The following is a 12334-nucleotide window of genomic DNA, read 5'->3' as shown; positions in this document are numbered from 1 at the left end:
GACCCGCACGTGGTCGAGCAACTGGTGGAAGAACACAACAAGTTGCTGAAGAAATAACGGCGGAAACGGGGGAATGATATGCGGGGAAGACAGGAGCCGGACGTGTAGGCGCGTTCGGCTCCTTTTTGCTCATCACCAACGCTGGAGACTCGTGTCATGTCATCCGAAACCAAGGTCATGAATCGCTGGATTGTCGTGATTGGCGCCATCCTGGTTCAGCTTTGCCTGGGCGCCATCTACGCCTGGTCCGCGTTTACGGGCAAGTTGAACGCGGAACCCTTTTCCTTTTCCAAGACGGAAACCCAGGTCATCTTTTCCGTGGGCCTGTTCGCGTTCGCCGTTGTCATGGCGCTTGTCGCGGGCAATTGGCAGAAGAAGGTCGGGCCGCGCGTCGTGGCCATGACCGGGGGCATTGTGCTTGGCCTGGGTTACGTGCTTGCAGGATTCGCGGGCACGAGTTTCTGGGGCATCCTGGCCGGCGTTGGCATTCTGGGCGGCGCGGGCATTGGCCTCGGGTACGTGTGCCCCATCGCGGCGCTGGTCAAGTGGTTCCCCGACAAGAAGGGCCTTATCACCGGTCTCGCCGTGGCCGGTTTCGGTTTCGGGGCCTTGATCTGGATCAAACTGACCAGCGGCTTTGTGTTCGGCCCCGTCGATCTTACGCCTGGCTGGACCGGCCTGTTTGGCATGGGCTGGACCGTGAACCAGGTCTTCATGCTCTACGGCGGTCTCTTCGCGGCGCTGGTCGTTCTCGGGTCGCTCGTGCTGATTAACCCGCCGGACGGCTGGCTGCCCGCGGGCTGGACGCCGCCGAAGGGTGCGGCCGCGGCCGCCAGCGGTGGCGACGACTATACGACCGGCGAAATGGTCAAGACGCCGCAGTTCTGGGGCTTGTTCTTAATCTTCATGGTGGGCGCCACGGCTGGGCTCATGGTCATCGGTGTTATTGCGCTGTTCGGCAATGACGCGCTCACGGCGAACGGCATTGCGCCGGACCAGGCCAAGATCATGACGGGCACGGCAATGGGGCTGTTTTTCGCGCTGATGAACGGCCTTGGCCGTATCGTCTGGGGCACCATTTCCGACAAGCTGGGCCGGCGGAACTCGATTGCGCTGATGAGTCTGCTGCAGGGCGGCATGATGCTCGCCTTTTTCTTCATCGGCGGCAATGAGATCGGCCTGTATTTCGGCGCGGCCGTCATTGGCTTCAATTTCGGCGGCAACTTCGCGCTGTTCCCGGCGGCCACCGCCGACTTCTTCGGCAACAAGAACGTCGGCACCAACTATCCGTGGGTGTTCATGTCCTACGGCGTCGGCGGCATCGTGGGTCCGATTCTCGGCGGCATGATGGGTGACGCCAAGGCGTGGATGTGGGCCTTCATTCCGGCGGGCATTGCGTGCATCGTCGCGGGCCTCGTTGGGACCATGCTGCGTCCCCCAAAGCGCGCGTAATCAACGAAACACATCGCGGGCGCCCCGCAACGCTCTTCAGCGTAGATGCGGGGCGCCCGTGCTGCATACAGTCGCTTCAACGGCCCTTGGCCACTTCGCGGCCGATGACAAGCCGCTGGATTTCCTGTGTGCCTTCGTATATCTGCATCAGTTTGGCGTCGCGCATCAGTTTCTCTACGGGATATTCGCGCGAATAGCCGCAACCGCCGAAGATTTGCACGGCTTCCGTCGTGACTTCCATGGCGACATCTCCCGCGAAACACTTGGCCATCGCCGCTTCCTTCGTCTGTCGCGCGTCCTGGTCCGCGAGCCACGCCGCCTGCCAAGTGAGCAGACGGGCCGCCTCGACCTTCATCGCCATGTCCGCGAGTTTGAACTGAATGGCCTGGTTCTTGACGATGGGCGCGCCGAACTGCACGCGTTCATTGGCGTATTTCACGGCTTCTTCCAGCGCGCGCCGCGCAATGCCCACGGCGCCCGCAGCCGTGCCCGCTCGCGTGCGGTCGAGGGTGCCCATCGCGACTTGAAAGCCCCGGCCCTCCTTTACCAGCAGGTTGCCCGCGGGCACGCGCACGTCCCGGAAATGCAACTCGGCCTGGTTCGAGGCGCGCTGGCCCATTTTGTCTTCCGCTTTCCCGACCTGGACGCCCATGTCGCGTTCGACGATGAACGCGCTCAGTCCCAGCGGGCCGCGCTCCGGTTTGGTGGACGCAAACACGACGTAGAAGTCCGCGTACCCGCCGTTCGTGCAAAAACACTTGTCGCCGTTGATGACATAGTGGTCGCCGTCCCGCACCGCCGTTGTCTTCGCGGCGCCGGCATCCGAGCCGGCGTCCCGCTCCGTCAAGGCAAAGGCCGCGATACGGAACTCGCGCATGTGCCAGCGCAAGTAGCGTTCCTTCTGTTCCTCGTTGCCAAACAGGATGACCGGGGCGAGCGCAAGCGAATTCGCCATGATGCATGTCGTGATACCCATGCAGCCCGCGCCCAACTCTTCCGTCATGATCGCCGCGTCGAGATTACTCCGGCCCGGCCCGCCGTAGGCCCTTGGAATGCCCTCGTTCATCAACCCCGCCGCAAACGCCTTCCGCATAATCTCGATGGGAAACTCGCCCGTGCGGTCGTGGTGCGCCGCGGCGGGCTTGAGCTCCCGTTCCGCGAAATCGCGCGCCTGCGCGCGCAATTGTCTTTGTTCCTCCGGCAAATCGAATCCGACCATGATGCAGTACAACCTCCCATGCCTGAGCTTTGCCATATGCGCCCGCGCGGACAAGCACGGGCGGGCGCGCACCGCTTCTTATGTACGCGGCGGCAGGGCAAATGCAAGTCGGTTGTCTTCGCCGCAAGACTCCGCGCCGCCGCACATGCTATGCTTTCGTACCTGTTGGATGTATCCGCCGGGAGTAGTCTTATGCCGCGAGCGCAGCGCCTTGTTCTGATAGCCGTCCTGGTCCTGGTTCTGGTTGCGCTGGACCAAGTCACGAAGCAGGTGGCCATTGCCCATCTGAAGGGCAGGCCGCCCATTGCATTTCCGGCGTCGTGGTATCCCCACGACCTTTTTCACTTGCGCTACGCGGAGAACACGGGGGCGTTTCTCAGTCTTGGCAGTCAGCTTGACGATGGCATGCGATTCTGGGTGCTCACCGTTCTGAATGTCGTCATTCTGACCGTAGTGGGCGCGATCCTGTGCCTGCGCCGGACGCTCGATGCCGGCATTGCTATTGCGCTTACGCTCGTGTTTGCGGGAGGCATCGGCAACTTGATCGACCGGCTCCTGCGCGATGGCGTGGTCGTGGACTTCATGAACATGGGAATTCGGGGCCTGCGCACCGGCGTGTTCAACGTGGCGGACGTCGCCATCATGGCCGGCCTGTTCCTGCTGCTGGGACTCGAACTCCTGCGGCCCCGGCAGGACCAGCAACACGCCGTAAAACGATAAGCCCTGCGCCGCGCGCAGGTGCCGGGCGTTGCGTGCGTACGGCGTTACGTTTCCTCGAGGATTGCGCGCGCTTCGGAGGCGTCCGCCTCGCGGACGAGCAACTGGATGCCGCCTTTGCCGCCGCCGCCGAAAAGCGAAAACGCCGGTTCAAACGTGCCCGTGAACTCGCCTTGCACAAGAGCCTCGATCCCGTGAGATTCGAGCACCGTCTTTAGCAAATACGCTTTGCTCGAGTCGGAATAACGCCCTATGACCACCAGAGAATCATGCATAGCACCGTTCCCACGCCCTTATAGCACCGCTTCCGGCGGGGCGGCAAGAGCCGCCGCGCGGCGCCTCGCAATGCCGCCGCGTTCCAGGATACACGCGTGCGGGCCCGGGAACTCCGGCGGTGTTCCCCGTATTTATCCCGTGTGGCGGCAGGTTTGAAGCGTGCACGGGTGCGGGAGTATAAGCGTGCTTCCGCGCGTTCGTTGTCTCGGCACGCGGCGCACATGAGCTCCGAAAGGACCGTATTCCCGGTCGGGGACCAGGCATAGCATGGCGGAAAGCAAGAAGACCCGTGTGTTGGTGTTGATGGGCGGCATGAGTTCCGAACATGAAGTGTCGCTGATGTCCGGCGGCAAAGTGGTGGCGGCTCTGGACCGCAACCGCTACGACGTGACGCCAGTGACAATTCTCAAGACGGGCGAATGGCAGTTCCCGGATGGCGCGCCCGTCAGCGTGTTCGAAGCGCTGCCGCAATTGCGCGCGCGGCACATCGACTGTGTGTTCCTCGCGCTCCACGGTGAGTATGGGGAAGATGGCCGCATCCAGGGTTTCCTGGACGTGCTGGACCTCCCCTACACCAGTTCCGGCTGCGCAGCAAGCGCGCTTTCCATGGACAAAATGCGCTCGAAGGCCGTCGTATCCTCGCAGGGGGTCTGTGTCGCGGGGCACGTGGCCCTGAGCCGCGACGCGTGGCGCGTATCCCGCGATTCCATCGTCCAAACGGTGGAAAAGGACCTGGGTTATCCCTGCGTCGTGAAACCGGGCCGCCTGGGCTCGAGCGTCGGTGTGCATATTCCGCAGGATCGTGACGCCCTGTGCGCGGCAGTCGCGCGCTCCCTGGAAGTGGACGAGGATGTGCTCGTCGAGGAGTTCATACGCGGCGTCGAAGTGACCTGCGCGGTACTCGAAGCGGAACCCGGCGGGCCGATTCGCGCGCTGCCCGTCACGGAGATCCGGCCGAAGGAGGGCGCATACTTCGATTACCACTGCAAATACACGCCGGGCGCGACCGCGGAAATCACGCCCGCCGAAATCGAGGAGAGCATGACCGAACGCGTTCAGGAAGCCGCGGCGCACGTGCACCAGATTCTCGGTTGCTCGATCTGGAGCCGCAGCGATTTTATCATCGACGCGCGCGGCCCGGTCTGGCTCGAGGTGAACACGATCCCGGGGTTGACGGAGACGTCGCTGTTTCCGCAGGCCGCCGCCGCCGCGGGCATACCCTACGCGCGACTGCTTGGCATCTTCGTGGAAGCGGCGCTTCAGCGGCACGTGCGCGGCAGGAGGTGACCCCATGACCATTTCGTTTACCAAGATGCACGGGCTCGGCAACGATTACCTGTTCATCGAGGGCGAGCGTTACCCGGACCGCGACTGGCCCGAGTTGTCGCGGCGCATGAGTGAGCGGCATCTTGGCGCGGGCGCCGACGGCATCATCCTGATATTGCCCAGCGAGACTGCCGCGTTCCGCATGCGCATCTTTAACGCCGACGGCAGCGAAGCGGAGACCTGCGGCAATGGCATCCGCTGTTTCGCGAAATATGTTTACGAACGGGGCATGACCCATGAAACGGAATTCGTGATTGACACCCTCGGGGGACCGAACCGGGTCACCCTCAACACGGAAGGCGGCAGGGTCGTGTCCGTGCGGTCCAACATGGGCCGGCCGCGTTTCGACCGGGCCGAAATCCCCATGGAGGGGCCGTCGGGCCGCGTCATTGAAGAGCCGCTTGCGCTGGAGAATGGCGAAACCCTGCGCATTACCTGCGCCAACATCGGTAACCCGCACGCGGCGGCATTTGTGGACGACGCAACCTTGGTCGACCTTGCGGCTGTTGGCCCGAAGGTCGAGCGTCATCCGCGCTTTCCTCAGCGCACGAACGTGGAATTCGTCACCGTGCTCGACCGCGGCAATATCGTCATGCGCATCTGGGAGCGGGGCAGCGGAGTCACGATGGCGAGCGGCAGCGGTTCCTGCGGCGCCGCGCTTGCATCCATGATCACCGGCCGTGTGGACCGCCGCGTGCACGTCCATCTCCGCTATGGAAAACTGGCGATTACGTGGGCCGAGGATGGCTGCGTGTATCAGGAAGGCCCTGCCACGGAGGTCTATGCCGGGGTCTGGCCCGAGTAGCAGGGGCGGCGCGGTCCAAAAGAAACCGCCGGCACACCGAACAAGGATGCGCCGGCGCTCTGCTGGTATCGTATGCGTCTATTTCGCGCCGTCGGGGAGCACAATGACAATGGCGCGCCGGTTCAGGTTGCGCTGCTCGACACCGACCCACGGGCGGCTTTCGCCGTACGTCTCAATGAGGATCCGCTCGGCGCTGACGCCATTCTCGATGAGATATTGTCTCACTGCCTCCGCACGGCGACGGCCCAGGTCGATATTGTAGACCTCTGATGCCAGGTCGCAGCAGTGCCCTTCGATCAGAACGTGCTTCGCCGGATTGATTCGAAGGTACTCGAGCACCTTGTTACATTCGACGATTGCGTCCGGGCGCAGCACGGCCTTGTCCAGGTCGAAGAAAATCTTGTCGAACGTGGCCGGAGGGCAATCGCTGCAGTCATCGCAGATGTATTGACAATTTTCGCAAGGACATCCCGTGCGGCAGCAGATCATGTTCTTGTCGCAGTAAGTGCAATCGCCGACGCAATCCGGCGCCTCGATTGGGATGTAATTGCGGTACGAAACGGCGCGGTTTCCCCACCATACCTCGCTGTCGGCTTGCGCCACGGCCGTCTCGGCCGGTTCCGCGGACTCGAGTTCTGGCTGATAGTCCTCCACCGCGGCCATGTCGTCCGCCGGCACCTCAAGAGACGTTTGCGCAGTGCCCGGTGACGCGCAGAGGACTGCCGTCCCCAGAATTAGTACGATACGGTATCCAACAACTCGCATAACAACCTCCCTCGCGCCGCGCATCTTAGCACCGCTTCGCGCGGGCGCACGCTTCTACTGACATCCCTATTGCACTCACGGCAAAAGCACGAAAAATCACAAACACCCCACCTCTGGAAAGCTGCGTATTTCTCCTTTCCGGCCTTTTTATGTGATTATACTCCAACTTGTCCAGAATTTTCCATCCCCGTTTTTCCCTTCGTTTACGGGGGGCCGGAACTTGGCCGCCGCGGGTTGCGACGCACGAGTGCCGGCGGAGGCATCCGGACCTATTGGCGGCCCAGATGCGAGGGTTTCGCGTGAGACAGGAATGTAAAGGATACTTTACCAAATCCCGCAACGGAACCATCTGATGGAAATTGTTGACTGGCAAACCCTTTTGCGCTATTCTTACGTATGTCGAGAGGCAATGGGGCATTTACCATCCCGCCGTCCGCGAGTGGAAGGAGGAAGGCGGGAGTACAGGCGAATGAAGGGAATGACATTATGCGGAAGAACAAGCATTTCGGTTGGGTGGCGCTGGCGTTGATGCTTGGGGGTCTGTGCATCAATGCGGGCGCCGAATTGAATCTCTGGGTCTCCTACTATTTTGCGGGCGAGGAGCGCTTTGGCGACGGCGACTACAAGGAGGCGGAGACGTTGCTGGCGAGCGGCTTGCCGGAGACGAAGACCGCGTTTCGGGAAGCGGAGACGCTGGACGCGCTCGGCCGCGTGTACACCTCGCAGGGCCGGTTCGAGGACGCGGACAAGGCGTTCCAGGAAGCGCTGCGCCTGAAACGCAGGTCGTTGGGCAAGGAGCACCGGGAAGTGCCGGTCTCGCTCAACAATATTGCGGATCTGTACTATGTTTGGGGTAAGGTTCCGGAAACCGAGTCGTTGTATCGTGAAGCGCTCGACATCAACCGGCGCGATCAACTGAGCGCGGAGGTGTGCCGCAGCCTGAACGGACTGGCGTTGATTCACAACGCCAACGGGGAATATGTCGAGGCGGAGGAATTACTGAAACGCGCCATTGAAGTGCACGAGAAGGCGCAACGGCGCGAGCATCCGTTCCTGGCGACCTGTATTGTCAACCTCGGCATACTGTATACCAATCTCGGCCGTTACGAGGAAGCGGAGCCGCTCTTTGAGCGGGCGGCGTATATTCAGGACCGCGTGCTGCGCGCGGACCACCCTGACGTGGCGGTGCGGTTGCAGGCCACGGCGGCCTTGTATCACGCGACGGGGCGCGTCAAGGAGGCCATCGAGCTTTCCACGCGCGCGGAAGACATTCGGAATAAGCAGGCGGAAGCGGGCAACGCGTACTAGCGGGACGGCAACGACGGGCCGGCGCCGACCCTGCCCGTGCCGCGGTGGAGCGTGCCGGTTGACGACAAGCGGGTCGGCTAGCGATCTCGTGTGGCGAAGGACAGCAGCGTCTGAGAGGGAACAGCAAATACGTGAACGGCCACCAGAAGTTGTGGGTCAGCGGGATCTTGCCTCTGCTCATCTTGGCCGGGTGCGCCGGCCGCCAGACCGCGTTTGAAGAGTCTCCGGCCAGGCGGCTTGATGCGGCCCCGATGGCGCAGGAGATGGAAACGCCCCTCAAGACCAACGGCCACGGAGCGTTGCCCCGCGTGCCGGCCAACGGCGCGACGACAGAACCGCCCGGGACCGTTGCGGCCGTGACGCGCCAAACGGGCGACCCGGCCATACCCGAGCGGGCCACGGTGAGTAATGCCGAGTTGTACGGCGCCGCGTTTCCAGGACTGAACGCGGATTTGAGCCGCGGCCCGGAAGCCGCGCCGCCGCAGCCCCCGCCTGCGCCGGCCATCTCGCCCGAGGTCCAGCAGGCGCTCGAACGGCGGCTGGCCGAACTCGAAGCAAAACTTGCGGAACTCTCCGGCCGCCCCGCGCCCCAGCCCGACAACGAACTGCGCACGGGCCAGGCCACGCTCGAACGGCGCCTCCGCGAGTTGGAAGTGCGCCTTGCCTCAGCGGAGGGCCAGGCGCCGCCCGAACGCGAATCACCGCAGCCTGTGACCCCGCCAGAACTCGAACGGCGGGTCGGCGAACTCGAGGCGCGTCTCGCGGCGGCGGAAACCGCGCCGCGCGAAGCGGCCCCGGCCACGCTCCTCGAAGACGCACGGGCGCAGTTCGAAGGGCGCATCCGCGAGATGGAAACGAAGCTTGCGGAGTTGGAGGGCCGCCCGCCGCAGGTGATTGAGACAACCCCGGAGAATTTCGAGGAGCGATTCCTCGACCTCGATGCGCGCCTTGCGGAACTCGAAGGCGCGACGTACGCGGAGGCGGTTCCCGCGCCCGCGCCCGCGCCGCCAGCCGCCGTTGACAGGCACGTGGCGGACGCCATGGATGAGGAGTATCTGATCGGCGCGGGTGACCTGCTTGAATTCTATTCGTTTGATGATGAGAACCTGAACCGCGAAATCACCGTCCGCTATGACGGTTACGTCTCCCTGCCGTTGGTGCCCGACCAGCGCGTGGCCGACATCACGCGCGTCGAAGCGGAGGAACGGCTGCGAACGGCCTATGCCCGTGTTTTCCGCGACCCGCAACTGTCGCTGGTCGTGCGGGAGCCCACCAGCAAAACTTTTCTGGTCATGGGCGACGTGGCCACGCCGGGCCGCTATCCGTATACGCGGGCGACTTCGCTGGTGGAGGCGGTCACGCTGGCGGGCGGGTTGCGCCAGCGGAACACGTCAAGCAGCACGGGCGGTTTTATAGGTGTTACGGGCCAATTGACCAAGGCGTTTGTGATCCGCCACGCGGGCGGCGAACGGGAGGTCTACGAATACGACCTTCGCCACATGGGCGAGCCGGGCTCGCATGCCTCGGACGCGCAAGTGTATTACGGAGACGTGGTGTACGTGCCGGAAGGCGTGAATCTTGTGTACCTCCTCGGCGAGAGCCGCAATCCCGTCATCGTCGAGTTGACCGAAGGCATGACCATGCTGCAACTGCTGGCGCTGTCGGGCGGGTTTGACACGAGCACGGCGCGGCTGCGCAGCGTCGTGCTGTTGCGCCAGGTGAATACCGAGAACACCGACGTGCTGCACATGAACGTCCGCGAGATGCTCAAGACCGGCCGCGACTTCCCGCTGCACCCGGGCGACATCGTGTACATTCCGCGCCGCCGGCTGGTCCGGCTCGAGGAATTCGTTGCCCGCATCACGGGTTCGATTTCTCCGGTCATCGACCTGTATCTTCGCGCGGTGGACGCCTATTACATCAATGATCTCAACCGGCAGGTCCTGGAGGCCGACAGGCAGAACAATACGCTGCGTATCCTGAACCAGCTGGAGACGTTCGGCTCGTCCACCCGCAATCTGGTTGACCTGTTTGGGAGACCCTGATGTCGGAATACGCGTCCGAACTGGCCGAGTTGATGCCCGAGAAAGCCGTTGCGCCGCGTCAGGGCATCGGCATCAACGTGCGCCGGCTTTTCAAACTGCGCGGACGGCTCATGGCGCTGACGTTCTTCGTCTTGTTTCTTCCCGCGTTAGCGGCCATCTGGCTGCTTGTGCCGAAGTTCTTCGTGGCCGTGGGTAACGTGAAATTCAAAGCGACGTCACCGCAGATCCTCGGCGGCGAAGGCCGCGCGCTCACGGGTTCGAGCTACGATATCTTCGTCAACACGCAAATCGAATATCTGACGGGCCCCTCCTTTGTCGACGTAGTCCTGCGCGACGCGGAACTCCAGCAGAAACTCCCGAGTATCACGCGCCTGCCCAACGCGCGCGCCTACATCATGGAGCATCTTGCCGCTGAGATGGTGCCGCGGACGGAACTGGTTACGCTCTCCTACCGCGACGAAGACCGCGATGCGGCGCTGCTGCTGATGAACAAGATTCTTGCGACCTATGAATCGGAATTGCGCAGGGAAATCCTGGACCGCGGCGGGTATGCGCGCAAGACGCTCGAGGAACGGCTTGAAGCGCTCTTGAAAGAGTTCGAGGAAGATCAGCGGCGCATCGCAGAAGAACGCTCGGCGCGCGGCATCCCCGCTGGCGAAGTGCCCGGCCAAGAGCCGGTCGAGACCGAGTCCATCCGTACCAACCTCGCGCAGGCGGAGTCTGACCTTGCTCGCGCGGAGGTGGCTTTGGAGCATAGCCGGAAGCTCCAGGAGGAGCTGAACGGGTTCATCGCGGAATATGAGGCGGACCCGTCGAAACCCGTCTATGCCATGGGCGTCGAGGAGAAGGTATCGGCCCATCCGTCGGTTACATTCATGGTCGAACAGGTGGCGCAACTGCAACAGGAATTCTCCGCGATGGAGGACCGCTACGTCGAAGGCGCACCGCAGGTGGCGGTGAAACGACGCGAATTGGAGGCACTTGACGCCAAAGTGGAATCCGCCCGCGCCCAGGCGCGCGGCGAGGCGCTGCGCTCGGTCGCTTCAGAATACGGTTATGACCTGGAGCGCACGGAAGGCGAGATCCAGGAGGCGCGCGCGCGCCGCGACAAGTTCCTTGCCGCCCTTGCGGAGTACGAGACGAAGGCGGTGTCGCGGTCACAGGGGCTGGCCGTCATTCAGGAAATGGAAATGCAGGCGGAAGAGAAGCGTGGCCGCATTCAGCAGATGCGCGACGAACTGTTCCGTATCGACCTGGAAAGCAACGCGCCGGCTCAGGTGACGCCGGACCGCAACGCATGGGCGGACCACCGCGCCGATTACTCGCAGCGTATCAAGTACGCGGCGATCGCGATATTCGCGGCGTTTCTCATCAGCTTGTCGCTTGGCGTTGTCCTCGAAATGAGCGACCAGAACATTCGCTCGGGCGAGGATGTTGCCTATGTCACGAATTCGCCGGTCATCGCCAACATCGCCCACGCCGTCGAGGACCGCCTGCCGGACCACGTGCGCGTCGGGACTATTGCGCAGGATTACCCCGATTCCTATTCGGCGGACGAGTTCCGCCGGGCGGCGGCGCGCATCGTGGCGCCGGAGGCCGGCGGCGGTATCAAGAGCTGCATGATTTCCAGCGCCTCGCGCGGCGATGGCAAGACTATCGTCGCCTGCAACCTCGCCATTGTGCTGGCGCGCGCGGGGCGGCGCGTCTTGCTCGTTGACCTGGATTCCCACAACCCGGGCGTCGAGCAGACCTTCGGCCTGCGTCCGTCCGCGGGACTGGCGGAACTGCTGTCCGGCGAACCGTTGCAGCATGACCCGGACCAGGCGACGGACATCGAGAACCTGTTCGTGCTCGGGCCTGGCCTGAATGGCCGCGAACTGCTCTCGCGTCTGGCTTCGCGCGAAATGGCTGATTTTCTCGCTGGCGCGGAGGAAGTCTTTGACCACGTCATCATCGATGCGCCCGCGGTGCTGCTGATGTCCGAGGCGCGACTGCTGGCGCCCATGGTGGATGGCCTCGTGCTGGTCGTAGGCGCGGGCGTCACTTCATTCGGCATGTTGCGGCGCTGCCTGCGCACGGTTGAGGATACGGGTGGACGGCTTCTTGGCCTCGCGCTCAATGGGTTGCGCCAGTCGCCATTCGGTTATCTGCGGCGGAATCTGGCGCTCTATTATGATGCGGGGCTTGGGGGGCCGCGCCGGACGGTTGTGCCGGGGCCAGCGGGCCGGCGGCCGGCCTCAGACCCATCGATTGTGCTCGTGCGGGAAGCATCGCGAGGCGGGCGTGAGGATTAGATGCGCTATAGCAGATCCGAGAGCGCGACCTTGGCGCGTGATTCGTGCGATGTTCGGAGGTGGCTTGGGGCTGTCCGGGCAAGGTCGTGGTTCCCACAAGGCCTGGTAGCGTGAGAATACAGGATGT

At 63.3% G+C, this 12334-nt stretch carries 10 protein-coding genes; 7 read left to right on the top strand and 3 right to left on the bottom strand.

The genetic code is table 11. The features are described from left to right. Positions 1-156 precede the first annotated feature (156 nt). Positions 157-1452 (top strand): OFA family MFS transporter, encoded by a 1296-nt coding sequence (locus KA184_13480; GenBank protein MBP8130584.1) that lies wholly within the window; start codon positions 157-159, stop codon positions 1450-1452. Between the two features lie 76 nt (positions 1453-1528). On the opposite strand, the gene KA184_13475 is transcribed toward KA184_13480, so the two are convergent. Then, positions 1529-2671, bottom strand: coding sequence for an acyl-CoA dehydrogenase family protein (locus KA184_13475; GenBank protein MBP8130583.1), 1143 nt, complete (start codon positions 2669-2671; stop codon positions 1529-1531). Positions 2672-2863: 192 nt separating this feature from the next. Between KA184_13475 and lspA the strand changes: the two genes are divergently transcribed. Beyond that, a complete protein-coding gene (lspA, locus tag KA184_13470; protein MBP8130582.1) occupies positions 2864-3391 on the top strand; it encodes a signal peptidase II in 528 nt (175 codons plus the stop codon). Between the two features lie 44 nt (positions 3392-3435). Here lspA and KA184_13465 read toward each other — a convergent pair whose 3' ends face one another. Then, positions 3436-3663 carry a DUF2007 domain-containing protein gene (locus tag KA184_13465; GenBank protein ID MBP8130581.1) on the bottom strand — a complete coding sequence of 76 codons (228 nt, stop codon included), beginning with the start codon at positions 3661-3663 and terminating at the stop codon, positions 3436-3438. A gap of 268 nt (positions 3664-3931) precedes the next feature. On the opposite strand from KA184_13465, the gene KA184_13460 reads away from it, so the two are divergent. Both KA184_13460 and KA184_13455 read left to right on the top strand, forming a co-directional pair. Beyond that, positions 3932-4951: a D-alanine--D-alanine ligase gene (locus KA184_13460; GenBank protein ID MBP8130580.1), complete on the top strand. Its 1020-nt coding sequence runs from the start codon at positions 3932-3934 to the stop codon at positions 4949-4951. A gap of 10 nt (positions 4952-4961) precedes the next feature. After that, a complete protein-coding gene (locus KA184_13455) occupies positions 4962-5795 on the top strand; it encodes a diaminopimelate epimerase (protein ID MBP8130579.1) in 834 nt (277 codons plus the stop codon). A gap of 78 nt (positions 5796-5873) precedes the next feature. Here KA184_13455 and KA184_13450 read toward each other — a convergent pair whose 3' ends face one another. Next, the gene (locus KA184_13450) at positions 5874-6560 is read right to left on the bottom strand and encodes an OmpA family protein (GenBank protein MBP8130578.1); all 687 of its coding nucleotides are present in this window, start codon (positions 6558-6560) and stop codon (positions 5874-5876) included. A gap of 486 nt (positions 6561-7046) precedes the next feature. Here KA184_13450 and KA184_13445 point away from each other — a divergent pair, with 486 nt between their 5' ends. The 3 genes from KA184_13445 to KA184_13435 all read left to right on the top strand — a co-directional run bounded on the left by KA184_13445 (position 7047) and on the right by KA184_13435 (position 12207). Further along, positions 7047-7868, top strand: a complete 822-nt coding sequence (locus KA184_13445; GenBank protein MBP8130577.1) for a tetratricopeptide repeat protein — start codon at positions 7047-7049, stop codon at positions 7866-7868. Positions 7869-7999: 131 nt separating this feature from the next. Beyond that, positions 8000-9913, top strand: a complete 1914-nt coding sequence (locus tag KA184_13440) for an SLBB domain-containing protein (protein MBP8130576.1) — start codon at positions 8000-8002, stop codon at positions 9911-9913. Next, positions 9913-12207: an AAA family ATPase gene (locus KA184_13435; protein ID MBP8130575.1), complete on the top strand. Its 2295-nt coding sequence runs from the start codon at positions 9913-9915 to the stop codon at positions 12205-12207. Before KA184_13440 ends, KA184_13435 begins: the two co-directional genes overlap by 1 nt. Positions 12208-12334 lie beyond the last annotated feature (127 nt).

The sequence above is a fragment of the Candidatus Hydrogenedentota bacterium genome, assembly GCA_018005585.1.
Classification (GTDB): Bacteria; Hydrogenedentota; Hydrogenedentia; order Hydrogenedentales; family JAGMZX01; genus JAGMZX01.
Note: the sequence above shows the minus strand (reverse complement) of the source record. Positions and strands in the feature narration are given on the sequence as shown.